The organism is Streptomyces globisporus C-1027 (assembly GCF_000261345.2).
Lineage (GTDB): Bacteria > Actinomycetota > Actinomycetes > Streptomycetales > Streptomycetaceae > Streptomyces > Streptomyces pakalii.
Genome location: NZ_CP013738.1, coordinates 549,739 through 572,670 on the forward strand (window position 1 = coordinate 549,739; position 22,932 = coordinate 572,670).

Genomic DNA, 22,932 nt, shown 5'->3' on the forward strand with positions numbered 1-22,932 from the left:
CCGTTCCCGCCCCGGGGGTCCGTCATGGCTAGCCCGGCGCTCAGCAGAAGACGCCTGCTCTCCGCCGGGCTGTGGACCGCCCTGGCCGGCGTCACCGCCACCGCGTGCGGGGGTGGCTCCGATGCCGGGCCGAGCGGTCCCGACGGCCCGCTGACCCTGTGGTCGGCGCTGCGCGGCACGGACACCCTGGTCGCGGCCTGGAACGAGCTGCACCCCGAGGAGCCCGTCGACTTCTCTCCGATGACGTCCGGGCTCGCGGGCGGCAACGCGAAGCTGTCGAACGCCGCGCGGGCCGGGAACGCGCCGGACATCGTGACGCTCGTCGACGCCGATCTGCCGTCCTTCGCCATCGACGGCGTCTGTGCGGACGTCACCGACCTCGTCACGCCCCGGCTGCGTGAACGGCTCGGTCCGCAGGCGTGGACCAACGGGGTGCTGGACGGCCGGACGTACGGCATTCCGGTCGACCTCGGCCCGATGCTGTTCGCCTACCGCGAGGACATCCTGACCCGGCACCGTATCGAACCACCCACGACCTGGGAGGAGTTCGGGGAGACAGCCCGTCGGCTGAAGCGGGACGCGGGCGTCGACCTCGCGACCTTCCACCCCAACGCGTACAACGTGCTGGCCGGGCACACCATGCAGAGCGGCGGGCAGTGGTTCGCCATCGAGGACGACGCCTGGGTGCTGGACTTCCTCGGCGAACCGAGCCGGCGGGTCGCGGAGTTCTGGCAGAGCCTGGTCGACGAGAAGGTGCTGATGTTCGCCCCCGGCTCCAGCCAGCAGTGGCTGTCCGCGCTCGCCAGGGGCGCGGTCGCCTCGCATCTCGTGGGGCCGTGGGGGCTCGCCGCGCTCGTCCGGTCCGTGCCGGGCACGTCGGGGCGCTGGCGGGTGGCGCCGCTGCCCCGGTGGGAGGGCGGCGAGGACGTCGTGGGGACCGACGGGGTCTCCGTGCACGCCATCACCGCCGACAGCGACAAGAAGGAACGCGCGATGCGGTTCCTGGAGTGGATGACCACGGCGCCCGAGGCGATCACCGCCCGTCTCTCCGGCGGCCGTTCCAGCATCCTGCCCGCCGATGCCGGTCTGGTGGCCAACGCCTCCCGCGAGTTCGACACGGCGTTCTACGGCGGCCAGGACGTCTACCGACTCGTGGAGCAGCAGGCCGAGTTGCTGCGTACCGGCTGGACGTGGGGTCCGCGTATGCAGGCGACCGCGACCTCGCTGCACCAGGGGCTGGCCCGGCTGGAGTACGGCACGACCATCGCCGAGGCGCTGCGCACCGCCCAATCCGAGACGCTGCCCGACCTGCGCAGCCTGGGTCTTTCTGTGAGGCAAGCATGAGCACCGCCACCGAACGTATGAGAACCGCCGCCGAAGGCATGAGCACCGCCAACGACTCCCGCCCTGCGCGCCGCCCTCAGCGGCTGGCCGTCTCCACCCTCCTCGGTCCGTTCGGGGTTCTGCTGGTCGCGGTGTTCGTCGTCCCGACCCTGTACGCCGTCTACCTGAGCTTCTTCTCGACCTCGCACAGCGGCCTGGGCTTCGGCAACGCCCGCACGGCCTTCGCCGGGCTGCGCAACTACACCGCCGTCCTGTCCGACCCGAGCTTCGTCCGGGGCGTCGGGATCACCCTGCTCTACGCGGTGGTGTTCATCCCGCTGGTCCTGGTGGGCGCCCTCGCCCTGGCGCTGCTCTTCGACTCGGGGCTGATCCGGGCCCGGCAGCTCACCCAGACGGTGCTGTTCGTCCCGCACGCGGTGCCGGGCATCATCGCCACGGTCATCTGGCTGTACCTCTACACCCCGGGGATCTCCCCCGTGCTGGACGCCCTCCAAGGCGTCGACATCACGGTGAACTTCCTGGGCCTGACGATGATCGTGCCGTCGCTGGTGAACATCGCGCTGTGGAGCGGCCTCGGCTACACGGCGGTCATCTTCTTCGCCGCGCTCAAGGCCATCCCCCGCGAGCTGATCGAGGCCGCCGCGATGGACGGGGCGGGCCCGGTGCGCACCGCGCTGACCATCAAGGTGCCGCTGGTGCGCTCCACGCTCTCGACGGTCGCGATCTTCACGACGATCGGCGCACTCCAGTTGTTCACCGAGCCGATGCTGCTGGCGAAGGCCACCCCGCTGATCAGCCCGCGCTACACGCCCAACATGTACATCTTCGACGCGGCGTTCACCCGGAACAACTACGGCCTGGCCTCCGCCGCCTCCGTCCTCCTCCTCATCGTCTGCTGTGCCCTGTCCTTCGCCGTGACGCGTGGTTCGGCCGGTTCGGCGCGACGGAAGACACGTGTCACCTCTTCGAGAAAGGCCCGCCCGTGAGTACGTCGGTCCGCACCACCCCGTCGGCGCCGACCGCGCCGGCCGGCTCCTCGCCCGGTACCCGGCGTCCGCCCGTCCGCCCGCGCCGGACCGGCTGGTACGGCCCGGCGGCGGCCAACCTCGTGGTCGGGGTCAGCGCCCTCTACGCGCTCCTGCCGCTGCTGTGGCTGCTCGTCGCCTCCGCGGTGGACTCCGAGGCGCTGTTCGCCTCCGACTTCTTCGACCTGTCCCACTTCGCGCTGTTCGACAACATAGGGACGCTGCTCGCCCAGGACGACGGGGCGTATCTGCGCTGGTACGGCAACAGCCTGCTGTACGCGGTCGGCGGCGCGGCCGTCGGGGCGCTGATCAGCACCGCCGCCGGATACGTCTTCGACAAGTTCGAGTTCACCGGGAAGGGTCCGCTGTTCGCGCTGATCCTGATCTCCGTCATGGTCCCGGCGACCGTCCTCGCGCTGCCGATGTATCTGCTCGCCTCCGACCTGGGCCTCGCCAACACGGTGTGGTCGGTCCTGATCCCGGTGCTCTTCAACCCCTTCGGCGTCTATCTGGCCCGGATGTTCTCCGCCTCCTACGTGCCGGACGAGGTGCTGGAGGCCGCACGGGTGGACGGGGCGAACGAGCTGCGGAGCTTCTTCTCGGTCGGTCTCCGGATGATCGCCCCTGGCTATGTGACGATCTTCCTGTTCCAGTTGACGGCGATCTGGAACAACTTCTTCCTGCCGCTGGTGATGCTGTCCGACGAGTCGCTGTATCCGCTCAGCCTCGGCCTGTACAGCTGGAACGCGGCCGCGCCCATCAACCCCGACTACTACCCGTTGATGGTGATCGGTTCGCTGCTGGCACTGTTGCCGCTGGTGATCGCGTTCCTGCTGCTCCAGCGGTACTGGCGGTCGGGGCTCACGGCGGGCAGTGTGAAGTAGGCACGTCGCCGCTCCTCTCCCCCGTACCCCTCACCCATGCGCACCGCCCAGGAGGCCGGTCCGCGGCGGCGGGGCCAGAATCGGAGGCGCTGAGCTCCGGGACGCCCCGTGCCCCACCGCGGCGGCCGTCCTCGCGGGCGGAGAGGGCGGACCGATGGCGGGACCTGCACGTCGGGGGCGTACCCCTCGGCACGAACGTGACAACGTGGCCGTGGAGCGCATGGTCCGCACCCTCATCCGGCGGCGGAAGAAGTCGTACCAGGAGGACGACGTCACCGTCACCGATCCGCCGAAGGTCCGGCGGGCCGTGACGGCGGCGGCCCTCGGCAACACCATGGAGTGGTTCGACTTCGGGGTCTACGCCTATCTGGCCGGGACGCTCGGCAAGGTCTTCTTCCCCTCCAGCTCGCCGGGCGCCCAGGTGGTGTCGACGTTCGCGACCTTCGCGGCGGCCTTCCTGGTACGCCCGCTGGGCGGTCTGGTCTTCGGTCCGCTGGGCGACCGGGTGGGGCGGCAGAAGGTCCTCGCGCTCACGATGATCATGATGGCGGCGAGCACCTTCGCCGTCGGGTTCCTGCCCACGTACGCGGCTGTCGGCTTCGCCGCCCCGCTGCTGCTCCTGGTCTGCCGCCTGGTGCAAGGTTTCTCCACCGGCGGCGAGTACGCGGGCGCCACGACGTACATCGCGGAGTACGCCCCCGACAAGCGGCGCGGGTTCCTGGGCAGCTGGCTCGACTTCGGCACGTTCGTCGGCTATTCACTGGGGTCGGGTCTGGTCACCGTGCTCACCGCCGTCCTCGGCACGGACGGGATGACGGACTGGGGCTGGCGCATCCCGTTCTTCGTCGCGGGCCCGATGGGCATCATCGGGCTGTACATGCGGCTGAAGCTGGAGGAGACGCCCGCCTTCCAGAAGGAGGAGGCCTATCAGGCCGCCGAGCGCTCGGGTTCCGGTTCCGGTTCCGGGGACGATCCGGTCGAGGAGGCCCGGCAGTCGGGCAAGGGACGGCTCAAGGAGATCTTCACGAAGCACTGGGAGGCCGTGCTCATCTGCATGGGTCTGGTGCTGCTGTACAACGTCACGAACTACATGGTGACGTCCTATCTGCCCACGTACATGTCCTCCACCCTGGGCGAGCCGGAGACCACCTCGCAGCTGCTGGTGCTCGGCACCATGCTGCTGGTGGTGCTGCTCATCACCACCGTGGGCCGGACCTCGGACCGGTGGGGTCGCAGACCCGTCTTCATGGCGGGCAGCGTGGCCCTGATCGCGCTGGCCGCGCCCGCCTTCCTGCTGATCCGGCAGGGCGGCATCCTGCTGCCGGCGCTGGGGTGCGCGGTGCTCGGGCTGCTGCTGGTCTGCTTCGCGGGAACGGCGGCCTCGACGCTGCCCGCGCTGTTCCCGACGCGGCTGCGGTACGGGGCGCTGTCGATCGCCTTCAACATCTCGGTGTCGCTGTTCGGCGGTACGACCCCGCTGTTCGTCTCGGGCCTGGTGGAGGCCACGGGCAACGAGATGGTGCCCGCCTACTACCTGATGGTGGCCGGGGGGATCGGTCTGGTGGCCACCTTCTTCCTGCACGAGACGGCGGGGCGGCCGCTGCGCGGTTCGGGCCCGATGGTGGAGACCCCCGAGCAGGCCCGCGAGCTGGTGGCGCGGAGCCGGACGGCGGCGGGCCGTCAGGCGCGCGATGTGTGGCTGCGGGTGCGGAACCTGTGGCGGGGGCCGCCGCGCTGAGCGCGGGCGGCGGTCCCGTACACGTAAAGGCGGTCCCGTACGCGCTCAGGCGTCCGGGGCCACCGCGGCCGCCGGCTCGTTGAGCTTCCCGAACGGTACGTGCACGCTCGGGGTGGTCCGCGAGGTGCTGGCCAGGTGGCCCTGCTGGTCGTCGAAGAAGATGTGCGGCTTCAGGATGCCCATGATCCGGCCCTTGTCGATGCCGCCGAGGAAGAACGCGTCGTTGACGGTCACGCCCCACCCCTTGAGGCTCTGCACCGCCCGCTCGTGCGCGGGCGCGTTGCGTGCCGTGACGATGGAGACGTGCAGGCGGATCCGGTAGTCGGGATCCTTGCGGCGCTCCTGCTCCTCCCGATGCTGGATCCGGTTCACGTTCGCCAGGAAGTCCCGCAGCGGCCCGGCGTCGTGCGGCACGGCGGCGTTCGCGACCTCATGGGCGCGGAACTTCTCGATCCCGCCCTCCTGGAACACCTGCTCCGAGGCGTCCGTGGCGAGGACACCGTCGAAGTCGAAGGAGATCCGCAGGTCGTGGTCGTCCGCGTCGTCCTCGTAGGGAGCGCCGAGGACATGCCCGGCGGGCAGTCCGGCGGCGACCGCCTCCCGGACGTCCCCCTCGTGCGCCGACAGGAACAGGGACAGGTTGAAGGCGGGCATGAACCGGTGGGGCGAACGGCCCTGCGTGAAGACGGCCCGGCTGATGGACAGGTGGTGACTCTCTATGGAACGCATGACCCGCAGCCCGGTTTCGGGGTCGTTGCGGGACAGGACGATCACCTCGACCAGCGGGTCGTTCACCTCGCCGAGGTCGTTCAGCGACAGCAGCCGACGGATGAAGGGGAACGCGGCGCCCGGGCGGAGCGGGTCGCCCACGTGCTTCTCCTGGTAGGCGCGGTAGCTCTCCTCGCCCTGCTCCCGGAAGACGGCGTCCGACTCGGTCAGGTCGAACAGAGCGCTGGACGCGATCCCGATGACCAGCCGGTCGGCGAGTTCGTAGTGCACGGGCGATTCCTCCGGTCGGGACCTGACGGGGTGGCCCCTAACTATCGCACCGGCGTACGACCGCGCTCAGCTCAGCATCAGGGCGCTGTCCCAGGAGGTGACCGGCGCGCAGCCGGTGGCGTACGTGTGCAGGGCCAGGGCGATGCCCGCGGCCCCCTCCAGGAAGCCGGGGCGGTCGAGCGGGCGCTTCGCGAGCGCGTGGGCGTAGCGGAAGCCGAACGGCGACCCGGGGTCGAATCCGTCCAGCACACGGGCCGCCAAGCGGTCGGCGATGGCGTGGAGTTCCGGGTCGTCGGTGTCCTCGGCGGTGCGCAGCACGATCTGCAGGAGGCCGGCCCAGCCGTGGCACAGCGCGGAGTCACGGATCGACGCGTCGCTCGCCACCGCCAGCGCCCCGCGCAGCGCCGCCTCCGCGTCGGCTCGCCAGTCCGGCCGGTCCAGGGCGGTTCCGGCGAGGTGGACGGCGCGGGCCGCACCGGCCGCTCCGTAGCACCAGGAGTCCCGTCCGCGCTCCGGCGGCTCCCCCTTCTCGATGCGCTCCCGTGACATCAGGTGCGGCCAGCGCGGGCCCGTCTCGTCACGGGTGCGCAGGCGGGTCAGCAGCGCCATGATCCGTTCGACGGCCTCGTCCTGGCGGTCCACCCGGACCCCTGCCCGCCAGGCGAGGGCGAGGAGGGCCAGCGGGCCGGGGACACCGTGGGCGAGGCCGAGGTTGACGTGCTCGGGGAGCCCGTGGTCCAGCCCGTCGGTGACCCACCACGCGGGCAGCCGGGAGCCGTGCCGGGTGATGTCGTCGGCGGTGGCCACGGTCACCAGGGAGGTGAGCACCTCGGTCAGCGCGGTTCCGGCCGCCTCCCGCGCCTCCTGCCCGTCGGCTGCCAGATGGCGGGCCAGCAGATAGCGGCCGATTCCGGCGGTGCCGGCGAGGACGTCGTAGCGGCTCCACGCTCCGGCAGGGTCCCCGGCGCGGGACCGCTCCAGGTCGGCGCGGGCGCGGGTATGGACCCGGTCGAGGATGTGCCGGTCCAGTCCGGCGAGCATCGTGGTGTATCCGCCGGAGCCGACGGCCGTCGTGTGTCCGGCGTACGCGAGGGCCACCATGCCGCCGAACAGCGACTGGGGAACCGGCCTGATCCCGGCCGCGAGCCCTGCTGACAGGTGTGCGTGGGCCCGGTCGCGCAGGGCCGGGTCCGTGACGGCCAACTCGGCGTACAACAGGGCGACTCCGGGGTGACCGTCGGAGAGCTGGAGCGGATCCCACACGGGTTGGGGATCGCCCGGGTAGTGCATGAGGTTGTCCGGCACACTCGCGATCCGGGCCACCCGCTCGGTGTCGGCCAGCCGGTCCGCGACCTCGGCGACGACCCGGGCGGCGGCCTCCCGGTGCGCCGGCTCGCGGTAGTTCCCGGCGGCGGCCTCCCGGTGCGTCGGCTCGGACGACGAGCGGGCGTTCCCGGCGGCGGCCTCCCGGCCGGCCCGCTCGCGGGGTGAGCGGTCAGTGGGCGTCGACGCGGATGACGGCACGGAAGCTCTCCAATTCCTGCAGCAGGCGGCGGACCTCGGCGCGGCCGGTCTCGGGCAGACCGCCGACCCGTACCGCCTCCCCGGCGTCCAGTCGGCGCAGGACCGCGAGGGCTTCGGCGGTGGTCGAGCCGGAGGTGACATGGCCGCCGGTGGCCCAGCGGCGCGGGGCCTCGCCGGGTGCGGGCAGCAGCGGGGCGCAGCCGCGTACGGGGGTGTCGTCGTCCAGGGGGCGGGGCTCGGCGGGCGGTTCGGTCGGCCAGAAGCCGCCCGCCGTCCTCACCCGCAGGGCGAGCTCGGTGGCACGGTCGGTGAACCGGTCCTGGTCCAGGCGGGCCGCGAAGGCGTCCACGGCGTCGGCGAGGGCCGTGGGCAGTTCGGCGGCGAGGCGGCCGCCCGGGGCGGCGTCCGGGGTGAACAGCGGGGCGGACGCGGCGGGCCGGGTGCCCCGGAACAGGTCCTTGATCTCGTAGTACGGCCGGTGCTCGCGGCGCGGGACGCCCACGTTGACGCTGGTCGCCGGGGCGTCCCCGGTGCTCTCACCCACGTGGTAGTAGCGCGAGGGCCAGTAGAGCAGGTCGCCCGGCTCGACCTCGGCGACGAACGAGGAGGCCAGGTAGGGCTGGTAGTCCAGCACCGTGTGCACCGGGTCCGACCACGGCCGCTCCGCCCAGAACCGCATCCGCTTCGTGCCGCGTACGCAGAACATGAAGGTGGCGAAGCGGTCCTGGTGCACGCCGACCGGGCTGTGCTCGTAGGAGCCGTGGAACATCGTGGAGCCCGCGCTGTGCGTAGGCTGGCCGACCCGCTCCCACAGTCCGGCGTAGAACCGCTGCGCGCGGTCCCACAGCGGGTGGGAGAAGGAGTGGAAGCGGTGGACGACGAGGGCGTAGCGCTGTGCGCCCAGCCGGTCGGCCATGCGCTGTTCGTAGCCGTCGAACGATCCGTCGGACAGCTCGGGCAGATAGTCGTGGGGCCGGGTCTGCTGCCGACGCCGTACGAGGAACTGGAGGTTGCCCGGTACGGCCAGCGGGTGGGGCGGGCGGCTGCCGAGCACCGCGGACCGGAACACCTCGGACTCGGCGAACGGGACGGCGTCGACGGCCTTGTAGAGCACGGGCTGCCGGTCCCAGAACCGCTCGGTGAACGTGTCCCAGTCGAAGGACTTCTCGACGGTCAGCGTCATCGTTTCCCCTCCTCGGCCAGGTCGATGCCGCGCAGCCGGTACAGCTTGTCGAGCAGCGCGAGCACCGTCGCCGCGTTCCGGTCGTCGTCGCCCGCGGCCAGCGCGCGGCAGACCTCGCCGGCCCTGGTCTCCTCTCCGTCGCCGAGCGCGGCGTACACCCGGTCGCCCGCTGCTCGCGGCAGGGTGAAGACGTTCCCCTCCACCGCCCAGACCTCGTGCGCGGGCCCGTCGGGCATCCGGACGATCTCGCCGGTGCGGCGGAAGCGGGTGGACCGGGTGATGGTGACTCCCTCGCGGGGCACCGGGATCGGTTCGAGGCCGGCGGCGGAACGCAGCGCGGCCCAGCGGATCCGCAGGGTCCTGCGCAGGTGTTCGCCGTCCACGACCGTGCGCAGGTCGTCGCCGAGCCCGGTCAGCCGGGGCAGCACGCCGTCCTGGTCGTCGATGCCGGTTCCGGGGCCGAACGGGAAGTACGGCACGGTCTCGTCGTTGCCCTGTCCGGCGTGCACCAGGTCGGCGAGCAGGTCCCGCAGGGCGGTGAACGGCAGGGTCCGGTCGACGGGGATCCGCAGGCGCAGGGCGACACAGCGGTCCCGGTAGGTGTCCACGTGCCGTTGGTCGCCGGGCCAGTACAGCAGCTCCCCGGCCCCCGCGCTCAGGGTGCGCACTCCGGGCACCTCCCGGTCCGGGTCGGCGATGTCCGGGGGCGGGGGGCCGCCGCGCTCTTCCCACAGCCGTACGTCCATCCGGCCGTGCAGCACCCAGGTCAGCGCCGCGTGGGTCGGGGCCTCGGTCGCGCCGACATGCTGGGTGAACCGGTCGCCGGTCAGCACCTCGGCGACGACGGGGAGGTTGGGCCAGCCGACCTGCCGCCACAGCCCGCTGACCGTGTCCCGTACGGCGGACCACAGCGCGTGGTCCAGGAGGAGCGGCTGACGCACCGTCAGCAGGTAGCCCTGGCGCCCGCTGTCGGAGTCGAGCCGGTCGAGGTAGGCGTCCAGGCTCGGATCGGTGGTGTCCGGCAGGAGGGCGCCGGGGGCGCGCAGCCAGCCGTCGCCGACGAGGAACCGGACATCGGGCATCACCCAGAACCGGGTTCCGGCGCGGAAGGGTGCGCACGAGGCGACGTTCAGGGGGTGGACCGCGTCGAAGCCGAACGGGGGCCTGGCGTGCAGCCGGACGGGCCGCCGGTCCCAGTAGCGCTGCCCGAACAGCTCCCAGTCGACTCCGTCGGGCGGCGTCCGCCGTGTCTCGGGGGCGAGGGTGCTCATGTCGCTTCCCTTCCGGCCGGGGTCCGCCCGGCGTCCCCCAGGGGGAAGCGCCGCCGGATCCGGTCCGTGTGATCGGCCAGGGGTTCCATGCCCAGCGCGGCGCGCCGCCGGTCGACCTGCTCCGGCTCCTCGACCGGCCAGGGCACCAGCTCGCCCGCGACGGGCTCGAACTTGGTCCCGTAGACCTGGGGGCGCCCTTCGTCGACGCGTAATTCGTCCGTGAGATAGGCGACTTCACGCCACGGCAGATCGCGGCGCTCCGCCGCGTCCCGCATCAGCTCCAGGCAGTGCCGCCGGAAGTCGAGGTGTTCCCTGGTGTGTTGTACGAGGCGGCTCGCGGCGGCGGCCGCCTCCGCGCCGACGAGGGCGTGTCCCGGCCATCCGTGGTCGGCCACGACCGTGGTGAGCCAGGCGATTCCGGCGTCGGTCAGTTCCCGCAGGCGGCGTTCCGCTCTCTCGTCGCGCATGCCGCCGTCGGCCCACGGCGTCCGGATCGTGCCGTCGAGCCGGTCCAGCCTCAGCAGTCTGCGCCGGATCTCCCCGGCGGGCGCGGGCTCGACGGGGGCCTCGGTCGCGTCGATCGGGTCGACGCTCAGCCGCACCTTCTGCCGGTCCCAGAGGTAGGTGATCCGCCGTCCGGCCTCCGGCCAGTCGAAGGAGACCCGGCCCTCGGAGGGGCTCTGCAGATGCAGGCGCACGCCGAGCGAGGCGTCGGTGACGATGTGGTCGGTCACATCGTCGAAGACGTGCTCCACGGCGTCCCGCAGGGCCACACCGAGACCGGCGAGGGTGAGGTTCTCCCCCGTCAGCAGGTGGGGCAGCGGGGGCCAGCCGCCCTCGGGTTCCGCACGGGCCGCGACCCGGGACGTGCCGAACGGCCCGGGCGGGGGCTCGACGCTGAGCACCGGGCCGCCCTCCAGCGAGCGGACGAAGTAGGGCACGTCCATGCGCCGCAGCTGGTCGGTCTCGGGCCGGTCGAACTGGACGTCGGGTTCGGCGGGGCGGGGTGCGGCCCCGCCTCCGGACAGCCAGCGGGGCACGAGCGCGTCGAAGTACCGGAACGTGGGCTGCCGCAGGACCCTGACGTAGTGGCCGGCGGTGGCGGTCGCCAGGAAGTCCCGGATGGCGGGCCGTTGCCGGCACATCAGGGTCCAGGCGTCGAACATGCCGCGCAGCATGGCCGGGAGGTAGGGCCCGTAGCCGGTCCGCCCGTCGGTGTCGGCGACGACGTTCCTGGTCTCGTCCCGGACGAAGGAGACCCGGCGGCGGTGCAGGATCAGCGCGCCCGTCGGCCGAGCGCTCCAAACCACCGGCGGGCCCTCGGCGCTGCACCAGCGGGCGGCGCGTTCCAGGCCGACGTGGTGCTGGTCGATCTCGGCGGTCGCGTCGTGCAGGAGGCCGGTGTCGTAGAGGCGCGGGACCCGGCAGAAGTAGATTTCCAGGTCGATCGGATGGAGCAGCGGCTCCGGGTCGCCGGGTCTGCTCCCGGTGACCACGTTGCCGCCGATCAGGTCGGTGATCCCGAAGGCGAACGTGGCGGCGGTCAGCGAACCGGTCCGGTGCCAGAACCGCCCCGACTCCGCCGGGGTGAGCCGGGTGCCGGTCAGTTCCCACGGCCCGGAGGTGCGGATCGTTCCCCATTGGGTGGGCGGTTCGATCCACTCCTGCCAGAGGTAGCCGGGCTCGGCCCCGGGCCAGCAGGACAGCACGGGGAGCCGGATCCCGCCGGACGCGGCGGGCGCCTGGTTGAGCAGGTCGAACAGTGAGGCGGGGGAACCAGTCCCGCCGGTTCCGGGAGCCTGGGTGAACAGCAGCTCACCGGAGGCCGGACGGGGTTTGTAGGCGATCCGGCCGCCGCCCGCGCAGTCGAGGCGCAGGACGCGCTGGCGTCCGTTGTGGGTCTCCTCGCCGTGGGTCCAGACTCCGACGACCGGTCCCCGGAACGCCGGTTCGTCGGGCCAGCAGGCGTCCATGTCCCGGAGCAACCGGTCGAGAAAGAGCGTCAGGAATTCCTGGCAGCGCACCGCCCACTCGGCCACCCGGTCGCGGGCGTAGTGCGGCTTCCCCGCAGCACAGGCGACGAATGCCTCGGATACCGCGGGGCCGAATAGGTCGGCGTTCGTGATATCGAGTATTTCGGGAGAAATAACGGACGAATAGCGCTGCCGGGAATGGGCGCACCAGCCGTCGAGCCGCTCCCACAGCTCCAGCAGCGGCGCGAACCGCCGGTCGCGGAGGGCATGTTCGATCATCCGCGCGTCGCTCTCGCCGCCGAGCAGCCGGTCGACCGCGACGGTCCCTTCGGGGCCCGCGGCGACCACGGGCGGGAACATTCCGCCGGCCTCACCCTTGCGGACCGCGTCGACGATCCGCCGTGCCGCTGGTGACAGTTGGGGAGTCACGCCCCGGTCAGCACCCGTTCCGGTGACCTCGCCCGGGGCGCGCATCCCCCAGAGCGCCCGGGGGTCCAGGGGGGAATCCGGCACAGCAGCCTCCGACTCGTCACCGATGGACGGACGGCGCGACCGGGTGACGCCGGACCAGGCCGACGCCACCCGCCACGCATCAACAGCAGTAGACGCCCGCGCACGTACCACAGGCGGTGCCGCTGCCCGAGTTCGTCGGAGAGGCGAGCGGCGGAATTTCCTGTTCCAGATCGCCGATCACCAGATCGAATACCTCATCGGCGTTCCGGTCCGTTCCGCTCTGGACCTTTTCCTCGACTGCCTGCATGAATATCCTCCTCCCGTACTGCCCAATTGATCCGCCACTCAGTAGAACAATGCGGCATGCACCTGTCAACGAGGCGGATGCCGACGCGGCACGGGCGCGAGAGCTCTACTGGCCGGTAGACATCTATGCGACGCAGGTCACACTGCTCTACGGTCGGGGCACTGCCCCGGCCCCACGTCGGTGAGCCGCCGACCGGGCCCCGGCATCCCGTCTCCCGCCCCAGGAGGTTCCATGCCACCCCGCACCGTCCGCCGCTCCCGGCGCAGGCTCCCCGTCGCCGTGCTCGCCGCCGCCCTCGGCGCGGTCACCCTCGGCGCCCCCTCCCCCGCGTCCGCGTCCGCGTCGGGCGCTGCCGAGGACACGGGCTACCTCGTCGGGCGCGGCATCGCCGATGTCACGGGCGAGGCGGCCGAGACGGGGATGATGGGCTACTCCAGCTTCGACCAGAAGACCTCGGGCATCCACCAGCGGCAGCGGTCGCGCGCCTTCGTCGTCGTGGACCGGGCGAGCGGCAAGCGGGTGGTGTACGTCAACGCCGACCTCGCGATGATCTTCCAGTCCGTCCGGCAGGGCGTCATGGCGCAGTTGAAGGAGCGTTACGGCAGCCTGTACGGCGAGGACAACGTCCTCCTCTCGGCCACCCACACTCACTCGGGGCCCGGCGGGTACTCCCACAACGTCGCCTACAACCTCTCCGTCCTCGGCTTCCAGAAGGAGACCTACCGGGCGATCGTCGACGGCATCACCGAGTCCGTGGCCGAGGCGCACGAGGACCTGAAGCCCGGCACGATGAGCCTCGGCACCGGGACGCTGACCAACGCCAGCGTCAACCGTTCCCGGGAGGCTTTCGACCGCAATCCGGCCGCCGACCGGGCCGCCTTCCCCGACGGCATCGACCCGGCGATGACCGTGCTGCGCTTCAAGCAGGGTGAGAAGGACGCGGGCGCGATCAGCTGGTTCGCCACCCACAACACCTCGATCACCAACAAGAACACGCTCATCAGCCCCGACAACAAGGGCTACGCCTCCTACGCCTGGGAGCACGACCACGAAGGCGTCCGCTACCTCGACGACACCCCGGGGTTCGTCGCGGCCTTCCCCAACACCAACGCCGGCGACATGTCCCCCAACCTGAATCTGAAGCCCGGTTCCGGGCCCACCGAGGACGAGTTCGAGAACGCGCGCATCATCGGCGAGCGCCAGCTCGACAAGGCACGCGAGATCTACGACGACGCGCGGCCCGTCGCCGGAGGGGTCGACTCCCGGCTCACGTATGTCGACATGGAGAACGTGACCGTACGCCCGGAGTACACCCCGGACGGCAAGGAGCACCGCACCTGCCCCGCCGTCGTGGGCGCGTCCACGCTCGCGGGCAGCGTGGAGGACGGCCCGGCCATCCCGCTCTTCGAGGAGGGCATGCGCACCCCGGTCGCCCCCATCCTCGAAGCGCTGCGCGTCGACACCCCGTCCTGGCTCGCCACCTGCCAGTACCCCAAGGCGAGCCTGATCCCCACGGGCCTGCTGAGCAACGTCCACCCGGTCACCCCGAAGCGGCTCCCCCTGCAGATCATGAAGATCGGGGAGCTGCACCTGGTGGCCGCCCCGGGCGAGTTCACGATCGCCTCCGGACTCCGCGTGCGCCGCACGGTGGCCGAGCAGCTCGGTGTGCCGCTGGACCGCGTCCTGCTCCAGGGGTACGCCAACGCCTACAGCCAGTACGTCACGACGCCCGAGGAGTACGACACCCAGAACTACGAGGGCGGCTCCACGCTGTACGGCCGCTACACCCTGCCCGCCTACCAGCAGGAGTACGCCCGCGTCGCTCAGTCCCTGCGCGCGGGCACGGCCCTGGAGCGGGGCACGTTGCCGGCGGACGAGTCGGGGCGCCAGTTCACCTTCCAGACGGGGGTCGTGTACGACAACCCGCCCTCGGGCAAGGCGTTCGGCGGAGTCCTCAAGGCCCCGGAGAGCTCGTACGCGCGCGGCTCCACCGCCACCGCCGAGTTCGCCACCGGCCACCCGAAGAACAACGTCCGCCGGGGCTCCACCTTCCTGGAGGTCCAGCGGCTGGAGAACGGCACCTGGAAGCGGGTCCTCGACGATGGTGACTGGGAGACCGCCTACCGCTGGACCCGGCTCAACGGTCTGACCGGCACCTCGAAGGCCACGATCACCTGGAAGATCGCGGCGGACACCGCACCCGGCACCTACCGGATCGTCCACCACGGGGACGCGAAGAACCTGTTCGGGAAGATCACACCGTTCACCGGGGCGACCGGGACCTTCACCGTGGAGTAGAGGTGACGGGAACCCTCACCGTGCGGTAGAGGTTCAGGTGGTGCGCGGGGTGGGCTGGAACCAGGCGGGACCCTCGGTGAGGGCCTGCTTGATCCGGAACAGGGCGAACTCGCCGAGGGGCGGGAGCCCGTCCAGCGGGAACCAGCCCACCTCCAGCGACTCGTCGTCGTTGACCCGCGCCTCGCCGCCGGTCGCCCGGCAGCGGAAGGTGATGTCCAGGTACTGGCAGCGGTCGCCGTTGGCGTACTGCACGGGCTCCAGCGCCTGGGTGAGCACGACCCGTTCGGCCACGCAGTGCACGCCCGTCTCCTCCAGCACCTCGCGCTCCGCCGTCGCCGCCGGCTCCTCCCCGGGCTCGGAGATCCCTCCGATGACCGACCACTTCCCCGTGTCCGCGCGCCGGCCCAGCAGCACGCGGCCCTCGTCGTCGAGCACGATGGCCGTCACGCCGGGCAGCAGGAGCAGCTGGTGCCCGGCGGTGGCGCGGATGTCACGGATGAAGTCGGGAGTAGCCATGGATCCGAGCCTACGTGGCCGGTTGTGGTGCTACTTCCCGGCGCCCGGCACCTTGCGGGCCCGGAGCGCCGAGACGCTCACCCAGCCCAGCCCCGCCAGGGCCAGCAGCGCGATGACGCCCTCGGGCAGCGGGCCCATCCGGGTGGCGGGGGTGAGCGAGGAGCGCAGCGGGACCTCGTCGACGAGGGCGTCGGGGGTGAACATCCCGCTCTTCTCCACGATCGTGCCGTCGGGCCGGATCACCGCGCTGACCCCGCTGGTGACGGGGACGACGACGGCCCGGCCGTGCTCGACCGCTCGCACCTGGGACATGGCCAGCTGCTGGTAGGTCATCTCGCTGCGGCCGAACGTCGCGTTGTTGCTCGGCACGGCGATCATCTGCCCGCCGTGGGTGACGGTGTCGCGTACGGCGTCGTCGAAGGCGGCCTCGTAACAGGTCACGAGCCCCACCTTCGTGCCCGCGAGGTCGAAGACGCCCACCTCGGTGCCGGGGACGAACTCGCGCTGCACCCGGTCCACGTCCTCGCTGAAGAAGCGGGCGACCGTGCGCATCGGCATGTACTCGCCGAACGGCTGGATGTGGCGCTTGTCGTAGGTGTCGACGGGGCCCTGGTCCGGGTCCCACTCGATCAGGGTGTTGCGGAGGCTGTCGGAGCCCTTCTCGACCACCGAGCCGACGACCGTGGGCGCGCCGATCGCCTTGACCGCGTCGTCGATGACCTGGCGGGCGTCCGCGTTGAGGTACGGGTCCAGGTCGGAGGAGTTCTCCGGCCACAGCACGAGGTCGGGCTGCTTCTCCTTGCCCGCCTTCACCTCCTCGGCCAGCTCGGTGGTGCGCCGGGCGTGGTTGTCGAGGACGGCGCGCCGCTGGGCGTTGAAGTCGAGGCCGAGGCGCGGCACGTTGCCCTGGATCGCGGCGACGGTGGCCGTGCCGTTCTCGGCCGAGTCGTCGACCAGGGGCAGCGCCGCGAGGGCCCCCGCGATGGGTACGAGGACGCTCGCGGCGGCCCCGGCGACGGCGGCGCGGGGGATCTTCCCGGTGGACCGGTACGCCATGATCTGGCGCACCGCCTCGTACAGGCCGAAGCCGCACAGGACGACGGCGAAGGAGAGCAGCGGGGTGCCGCCGAGCGCGGCGAGCGGCAGGAAGGCGCTCTCGGACTGGCCGAAGGCGATCTTGCCCCAGGGGAAGCCGCCGAACGGGATGCGGGCGCGGACCGCCTCGTCCAGCGTCCAGACCGCGGCGGCCCACACGGGCCAGTACGCGAGGCGGGTCACGGCGGCGATGCCCAGGCACCCCACGGCGATGAAGAGCCCCTCCGCGGCGGCCAGGGCCAGCCACGGCACCGGGCCGACGTCCTCGCCGGTCCAGTGCAGCAGCGGCAGCATGAAGCCGAGGCCCGAGAGGAGGCCGAGGCCGAACGCGGCCCGCAGCCGGCGCCCGTGCAGCACCCAGCCGAGCAGCGCGAACCCGGGCAGCACGAGCCACCACACGGTCCGGGGCGGGAAGCTCGCGTAGAGCAGGAGCCCGGACAGTACGGCGGCGGCCGGGCGGAGGAGCCGCCGGGGCAGTCCGGCGGCCCGGGGGGCTGCCGGGGGCGGCGAATCGTCGACGGGGGTCATGGTGGCGCTCACCCGCCGGAGTCTACGGTGGGCGGCTGTGAGCGGCGGCGTTGACCTGCGCGGGTCATCGGTGACTGCTGTGGGGCGGCTCGCCGCCGGAGCGGCGCGGTCTCCGGCGGGAGTGCCGGGCGGTGGGGCTGCCCGGCCACCGGACGGGATGCCGGGCGCCGGGCCTGCCCGGTCAGTCGCCGGGCCGTTTCCCGGGGGACGGCAGGTGCAGGCGCTGCCGGATGAACCGTACGGCCGTCTCCGCGTCGTCGACCGTGACGGTGAAGGTCCGGCCGTCGCCGAGGCGCAGGGCCATGCCCTCGCCCTTGCGGACCACCACGGCGGTGCCCTGTTCGGGGCGCCAGCGGTAGCCCCAGCCGCCCCATTCACGCGGATGGATCCGGGGGACGAACTCCGCGCCCGTGACATGACTGAGCAGGATCCGGCGGCGCGGCAGGCCGGCGTGGCCGCAGCGGACCTCCAGGCTGTCCCCGTCGACCTTGACGGCCACATGGACGAAGGCGAGCGTGCCGAAGAGGATCAGCAGTCCGGCGGCGAGGCAGCCGATCACGGACATCAGCAGCGGGGCGATGCCCGAGGTCCAGGCTCCGTCGACGGCGAGTTCGATGCCGAGCGCCACACATCCCGCGCCCGCGAGCGCCAGCAGCCACTGGAGGCGGTTGGTGGCGCGGCCGTTCCACTCCGTGGGCGGCGCCTGGCTCGACCCGTGCCTCGCACTCTCGGGGTGGTCGGTCATGTTCAGCAGCGTAGCCGCGTTCCGGGCTGCCGGCCGGGGCTGCGGGGGCCGATCGGGCGAGCCGTACGGTCAGCGGACGGGTGCCCCCGCCGCCAGGATCCGGCCCTCCGCGTAGGTCAGGGCGGCGTCCGGGAGGGCGGCGACCCGGCCCGCCCGCAGCACGGTGAGCGCGCCGGAGGGTGCGGCCGTCGGGGCGGGTTCCGCGCCGATCCGGCGCAGCGCCTGGGCGGCGACCGCCCCGGCGGACGCGTGCAGCGCGAGGGGCGGGCGGCCGGGGCGCTGCACGGCGTCGCGGATCCGGGTCGCGACCAGCTCGTAATGGGTGCAGCCGAGGACGACGGCCCGCACATCGGGCGGGGTGAGGGCGGCGGCCGCCCCGACGGCCCGGTCGATCGCGGCCTCGTCGCCGTGCTCCACGGCGTCGGCGAGTCCGGGGCACGGGACCTCGGTGATCTCGGCGGTGCCGCCGAATTCCGCGATCAGTCCGCGCTGGTAGGGGCTGCCGGTGGTGGCCGGGGTGGCCCAGATGGCGACGGAGCCGCCCCCTGCGGCGGCGGGCTTGATCGCGGGGACCGTGCCGATGACCGGCAGGGCGGGCTCCAGCTCGGCGCGGATCGCCGGGAGGGCGTGGACCGAGGCCGTGTTGCAGGCGATGATCAGCGCGTCGGGGCGCTGGGCCGCGGCGGCGCGGGCGACGTCCAGGGCCAGGGCGGTCAGGTCCTCGGGGGTGCGGGGTCCCCAGGGCATCGAGCCGGGGTCGGAGGAGAGCACCAGCTCGGCGTCGGGCCGCAGGCGGCGCACGGCCGCCGCTGCCGCCAGCAGGCCGATTCCGGAGTCCATGAGCGCGATCTTCACCCGGTCACCCTAGCCGACAGCCCTTGCGAACCGGGCTCGGTGGGGCAGACTTCGGCGGATGAGCGCCGTTGCCTGGATCGCCGTGGGTTCGCTGATCGCGTGGGTGTGGCTGCTGCTGGGGCAGGGCTTCTACTGGCGGACGGACCAGCGGCTCCCCCGGCGCACCGACCCGGCGCGCTGGCCGTCGGTCGCGGTGGTCGTGCCGGCCCGCGACGAGGCGGCGATGCTGCCGGTGAGCCTGCCGTCGCTGCTGGTCCAGGACTATCCGGGAGAGGCCGGGATCATCCTCGTCGACGACTGCAGCAGCGACGGCACCGGGCAGCTGGCCCGGGATCTGGCCGCCCGGTACGGCGGTCTCCCGCTGACGGTGGTGACGCCCGGGGAGCCGGAGCGGGACTGGACGGGCAAGCTGTGGGCCCTGCGGCACGGGATCGCGGTGGCCCGGCGGGACAAGCCGGACTTCCTGCTGCTGACCGACGCGGACATCGCGCACGAGCCGGACAGCCTGCGCGATCTGGTGGCCGCGGCCGGTCCCGGCGGCCCCGACGGCTTCGACCTGGTGTCGCAGATGGCGCGGCTGCGGGTGGAGAGCGTCTGGGAGCGCCTGGTGGTCCCGGCGTTCGTCTACTTCTTCGGGCAGCTCTACCCGTTCCGCCGGGTCAACAGCGCCCGGTCGCGGACGGCCGCGGCGGCGGGGGGCTGTGTCCTGCTGCGTACGGAGGCCGCCGAGCGGGCCCGGATCCCGGAGTCGATCCGGCAGGCGGTGATCGACGACGTGTCGCTGGCGCGGGCGGTGCGGCGCAGCGGCGGCCGGATCTGGCTGGGGCTCGCGGAGCGGGTGGACAGCGTGCGGCCGTATCCACGTCTCGCGGATCTGTGGCGGATGGTCGCGCGCAGTGCGTACGCGCAGTTGCGGCACAGCCCGCTGCTGCTGGCGGGGACGGTCCCGGGGCTGCTGCTCGTCTATGTGGCGCCGCCCGCGACGCTGGTGGCGGGGCTGCTGACCGGTGACGGGGCGGCGGCATGGGCGGGCGGGGCGGCCTGGGCGGTGATGACGGCGACGTATCTGCCGATGCTGGCGTACTACCGGCAGTCGCTGTGGCTGGGCCCGCTGCTGCCGCTGACGGCGGTGCTGTACCTGCTGATGACGGTCGACTCGGCGGTGCAGCACTACCGGGGGCGGGGCGCTGCCTGGAAGGGCCGCACCTACGCGCGCCCGGAGGCCGCGCCCGACCGGTGATGCCGCCGGGGGCGGGATACCGGTCCGGGCAGGCGCGGGTCGTCACTTGCGGCCGGGCGTCCAGTTCATGCCCCAGCCGTAGGCGGCGTCGATGGTGCGCTGGGGGCTGACGCCCCGGTCGGGGACGAGGTAGCGGGCCTCGCGCTGCACGGTGAGGTCGCCGCCGTTGTTGGCGATGAGGGCGAGGGCGCAGACGGTGGAGGGCACGGTGCACTCGTCGAGGGAGAAGTCGATGGGCGCGCCGTTCTGCGGCTGGAGGGTGACGGTGGCGTGGAGATCGGCGAAACTCCGGGCGCCCTCATAGATAGTGACGAAGATCAGTACACGCCGCAGCTGGTTCTTGTGGTCGAGGTTGATGGTCATGTTCTCGCCGGTGGAGAGCGCGCCGGTGCGGTCGTCGCCGTCGAGATGGATAAAGGGCGGCTGATTCAGAGAACCGAACGCGTTTCCGAGGGACTGCACAACTCCCTTGCGCCCATCGGTGAGTTCGTAGAGCGCGCAGAGATCAAGATCGAGATCGGCGTGCATGGCGACGGCCCGTCCGAGTTTCGCTCCCCAGCCTTTGAACTGTTTGCGCACTTCCCAGTTGAGGTTGACGCGCAGCGCGCCGGAGGTGCCGCCCTGCTTGGCGAGCGAGACGGACGGCGCGCTCTTCGTCAGCGTGACCTTGGTCAGCCGCACGGGCTGCGTGACGGGCGGGGCCGCGGGAGCGGAAGGCGCGTGCGGAGCGGGGGGCCGGCCGGCGACCGGGGCCGAGGCGGGCGCGGGAGCCGGGGCCGGAGCGACCGGCGTGGAGGCCTGCGGGGCGGGCGGGGCCTGCTGCGGTTCGTCCACGGAGATGCCGAAGTCCGTCGCCAGGCCTTCGAGGCCGGTGCTGTAGCCCTGCCCGACCGCCCGGAACTTCCACGCGCCCTGACGGAGGTACAGCTCGCCGAGGATGAAGGCGGTCTCGACCGTGGCGTCCGTGCTCTCGAAGCGCGCCAGCTCCGAGCCGCTCGCCGCGTCCGTGACCCGCACGTACAGTCCGCTCACCCGGCCGAAGTTCCCGCCGTCCGCCGAGGCCGCGACCACGATGCGCTCGATCCCGGGCTCGACCTTCCCGAAGTCGACGAGGAGGGTGTCGGTGACCCCGTCGGGGGCGGTCCGCTTGCCCTCGTGCCGGACCGCTCCGGAGGCGTGGGCCGGCTGGTTGTAGAAGACGAAGTCGGCGTCGCTGCGGACCTTGCCCGCCACCAGCAGGAGCGCGGAGGCGTCGACGTCCGGCACGCCGGGTGCGGCACGCCACCCCAATTCGACGCGCACCGCGCCGGCAGGCACCGGAACGTTGGTCCCTTTTTGCATGATCATGCTCGCCCCCATCACGAGTCCGGCTGCCCGCAGGCATTTCCCGACAACCTAATCCCCGGTCCGCCGGAGCGTGCCCCCGCCGGCCCCGCCCCCTCCCGGCGATCTCCCGGTAACCCCCCGTGAACTCGGCCTTTACACGATCAGTAGACGTCAGTGCGCCCTTTTTTGCCAAGTTCGCTCGCATTGGGGATCGCGGTTCACTCACATCGCGGAAAACATCCCTCTTATCGGGCTCCACAACCGGCGTGTCGAGGGCTTAACTTAGGTGGCATGACGTCCCCCCGCTCCACCTTCGGCGGCGGCTACTACGCCGCGTCGTTCCCCGACACTCCGATCTACGACTCCTTGGTCGCGGAGCGGGGAACCCCTCAGATCGCCCCCATCCGTGTGCCGGCCGCGTACGACACCGGTAACAGCTACCTGCCGGCCCTGCCGTCGGCGCTGCCTGCTCTGCCCGCGGCCCCGTCGCAGCAGACCGGCTCCTACGGCTACCCGCAGCAGCAGCCGATGCCGCAGTACCAGCAGGCTCCGGCGCAGCCGATGCAGCACGCCCAGCTGCAGCACGCGCCCGCGCCGTACATCCCGCAGCAGCCCTCGGCGGTCCGCGGCTATCCGCAGCAGCCCCAGCCGCAGCGCCCCGCGCCCGCCACCGGGTACGAGTCGATGCGCCCGGCCTCGCCGCGCCCCGTACCGGCCCAGTCGCCGTACGAGGACCCGTACAACCGGCCGTACCAGAGCCGGGGGTACTGAACCGCCGCCCCCTCTCCGTACGGCACGGTGCGCCGGGGGACGCACCAGGCAACCTCTGACGGCTGAAAGCGGTCTAGGGGTACGGAGGCCGGGCTCGGCATCTCGACGATCCACCCGCACCACGGGCCCGCCGAGGCAGGCCGCGGGGACATCGATCGACGGGGAGACGGGGGCACGGTGTGAGGGGGCAGTGGGCACTGCTGCGGGGGCTGTTGTGCGGGCGGGACAATCCGCTGCGCCGCGCCACCGACCGCCGCGAGGCCTGGGTGGCGCTCGGAGCGCTGCTGCTCCTCGTCGTGGGGGCCCCGGTCGCGGGCTGGGCCGGCGGTTCCGTCGCCGACGCCGCCCTCCAGCGGTCGGTGCGCGCCCAGCACCAGGAGCGCCACCCCGTCGACGCGGTCGTGGTGGGCCGGGCGCCGGGACGGGACCGGTATGTGGGTGATCCCGAGGGCGGCTCCGAACGGGCCGCGCGCATCCGGGTGGTGGCGTCCTGGCAGGCCCCGGACGGCAGCCCGCGCACCGGAGAGGTGACCACAGCGTCGAAGCCCGGCGTCCCGGGGTCCTCGCTGCGGATCTGGACGGACGCGACGGGCCTTCCGGTTGCCCCGCCGATGGACGGGCACGCCGCCCGGACCCATGCGGTGCTGGGCGGTATCGGTACGTTCCTGCTCGCCGCCGGATGTGTCGAGGCGGGCCGCAGGGTGGTCGTAGGGCGCATGGTGCGGCAGCGGTACGCGCGTCTCGACCGGGAGTGGGCCGCGGCGGGCACGGACTGGGGCCGGGCCGGAACGGGCGGCTGACCACGGTCGCCGCCGGCCGGACGCGGCCGCCGGCGACATCACCCCGCGGGGCCGACT

At 72.5% G+C, this 22,932-nt stretch carries 19 protein-coding genes; 8 read left to right on the forward strand and 11 right to left on the reverse strand.

Annotated features, from left to right (window positions below; translation table 11 throughout):
* Positions 1-24 precede the first annotated feature (24 nt).
* The 4 genes from WQO_RS02225 (at position 25) to proP (ending at position 4,991) form a co-directional block, all read left to right on the forward strand.
* Complete coding sequence (locus tag WQO_RS02225; protein WP_010061781.1) at positions 25-1,344, forward strand: ABC transporter substrate-binding protein; 1,320 nt, start codon at positions 25-27, stop codon at positions 1,342-1,344.
* Positions 1,341-2,330 carry a carbohydrate ABC transporter permease gene (locus WQO_RS02230; RefSeq protein ID WP_010061782.1) on the forward strand — a complete coding sequence of 330 codons (990 nt, stop codon included), beginning with the start codon at positions 1,341-1,343 and terminating at the stop codon, positions 2,328-2,330. Before WQO_RS02225 ends, WQO_RS02230 begins: the two co-directional genes overlap by 4 nt.
* Positions 2,327-3,253 carry a carbohydrate ABC transporter permease gene (locus WQO_RS02235; protein WP_058953847.1) on the forward strand — a complete coding sequence of 309 codons (927 nt, stop codon included), beginning with the start codon at positions 2,327-2,329 and terminating at the stop codon, positions 3,251-3,253. The genes WQO_RS02230 and WQO_RS02235 overlap by 4 nt, the downstream gene beginning before the upstream one ends.
* A gap of 220 nt (positions 3,254-3,473) precedes the next feature.
* A complete protein-coding gene (proP, locus tag WQO_RS02240) occupies positions 3,474-4,991 on the forward strand; it encodes a glycine betaine/L-proline transporter ProP (RefSeq protein WP_010061784.1) in 1,518 nt (505 codons plus the stop codon).
* A gap of 45 nt (positions 4,992-5,036) precedes the next feature.
* Here proP and WQO_RS02245 read toward each other — a convergent pair whose 3' ends face one another.
* The 6 genes from WQO_RS02245 to WQO_RS36310 form a co-directional block, all read right to left on the reverse strand.
* Complete coding sequence (locus WQO_RS02245) at positions 5,037-5,990, reverse strand: 5'-nucleotidase (protein ID WP_010061786.1); 954 nt, start codon at positions 5,988-5,990, stop codon at positions 5,037-5,039.
* Positions 5,991-6,056: 66 nt separating this feature from the next.
* Positions 6,057-7,514, reverse strand: a complete 1,458-nt coding sequence (locus WQO_RS02250; protein WP_010061787.1) for a lanthionine synthetase C family protein — start codon at positions 7,512-7,514, stop codon at positions 6,057-6,059.
* A complete protein-coding gene (locus WQO_RS02255) occupies positions 7,486-8,697 on the reverse strand; it encodes a JmjC domain-containing protein (protein ID WP_010061788.1) in 1,212 nt (403 codons plus the stop codon). The genes WQO_RS02250 and WQO_RS02255 overlap by 29 nt, the downstream gene beginning before the upstream one ends.
* Positions 8,694-9,968: a hypothetical protein gene (locus tag WQO_RS02260; RefSeq protein ID WP_010061789.1), complete on the reverse strand. Its 1,275-nt coding sequence runs from the start codon at positions 9,966-9,968 to the stop codon at positions 8,694-8,696. Before WQO_RS02260 ends, WQO_RS02255 begins: the two co-directional genes overlap by 4 nt.
* A complete protein-coding gene (locus WQO_RS02265) occupies positions 9,965-12,454 on the reverse strand; it encodes a DUF6624 domain-containing protein (RefSeq protein ID WP_010061790.1) in 2,490 nt (829 codons plus the stop codon). Before WQO_RS02265 ends, WQO_RS02260 begins: the two co-directional genes overlap by 4 nt.
* A 79-nt stretch (positions 12,455-12,533) precedes the next feature.
* A complete protein-coding gene (locus WQO_RS36310) occupies positions 12,534-12,701 on the reverse strand; it encodes a hypothetical protein (RefSeq protein WP_007449166.1) in 168 nt (55 codons plus the stop codon).
* A 231-nt stretch (positions 12,702-12,932) separates the two neighbouring features.
* Here WQO_RS36310 and WQO_RS02270 point away from each other — a divergent pair, with 231 nt between their 5' ends.
* Entirely contained in the window at positions 12,933-14,999 is a 2,067-nt protein-coding gene (locus WQO_RS02270) for a neutral/alkaline ceramidase (RefSeq protein ID WP_058953848.1), read from the forward strand.
* Between the two features lie 33 nt (positions 15,000-15,032).
* Here the strand turns inward: WQO_RS02270 and WQO_RS02275 are convergent, their stop codons facing one another.
* The 4 genes from WQO_RS02275 to WQO_RS02290 form a co-directional block, all read right to left on the reverse strand.
* Entirely contained in the window at positions 15,033-15,515 is a 483-nt protein-coding gene (locus WQO_RS02275) for an NUDIX hydrolase (RefSeq protein WP_010061792.1), read from the reverse strand.
* A 30-nt stretch (positions 15,516-15,545) separates the two neighbouring features.
* On the reverse strand, positions 15,546-17,138 hold the full coding sequence (gene lnt, locus WQO_RS02280) for an apolipoprotein N-acyltransferase (protein ID WP_032748706.1): 1,593 nt from the start codon (positions 17,136-17,138) through the stop codon (positions 15,546-15,548).
* 181 nt (positions 17,139-17,319) lie between these two features.
* Positions 17,320-17,883 (reverse strand): hypothetical protein, encoded by a 564-nt coding sequence (locus WQO_RS02285; protein ID WP_010061796.1) that lies wholly within the window; start codon positions 17,881-17,883, stop codon positions 17,320-17,322.
* 69 nt (positions 17,884-17,952) lie between these two features.
* Positions 17,953-18,738, reverse strand: a complete 786-nt coding sequence (locus tag WQO_RS02290; RefSeq protein ID WP_010061798.1) for a glutamate racemase — start codon at positions 18,736-18,738, stop codon at positions 17,953-17,955.
* A gap of 58 nt (positions 18,739-18,796) precedes the next feature.
* On the opposite strand from WQO_RS02290, the gene WQO_RS02295 reads away from it, so the two are divergent.
* Complete coding sequence (locus tag WQO_RS02295) at positions 18,797-19,978, forward strand: glycosyltransferase (protein ID WP_010061799.1); 1,182 nt, start codon at positions 18,797-18,799, stop codon at positions 19,976-19,978.
* 42 nt (positions 19,979-20,020) lie between these two features.
* On the opposite strand, the gene WQO_RS02300 is transcribed toward WQO_RS02295, so the two are convergent.
* Positions 20,021-21,337, reverse strand: coding sequence for a TerD family protein (locus WQO_RS02300; protein WP_050992318.1), 1,317 nt, complete (start codon positions 21,335-21,337; stop codon positions 20,021-20,023).
* Positions 21,338-21,595: 258 nt separating this feature from the next.
* Between WQO_RS02300 and WQO_RS02305 the strand changes: the two genes are divergently transcribed.
* Together WQO_RS02305 and WQO_RS02310 are read left to right on the forward strand one after the other, a co-directional pair.
* Positions 21,596-22,075: a DUF6643 family protein gene (locus tag WQO_RS02305; protein WP_010061801.1), complete on the forward strand. Its 480-nt coding sequence runs from the start codon at positions 21,596-21,598 to the stop codon at positions 22,073-22,075.
* A 179-nt stretch (positions 22,076-22,254) separates the two neighbouring features.
* The gene (locus WQO_RS02310) at positions 22,255-22,875 is read left to right on the forward strand and encodes an Rv1733c family protein (RefSeq protein WP_010061802.1); all 621 of its coding nucleotides are present in this window, start codon (positions 22,255-22,257) and stop codon (positions 22,873-22,875) included.
* Positions 22,876-22,932: the final 57 nt, after the last annotated feature.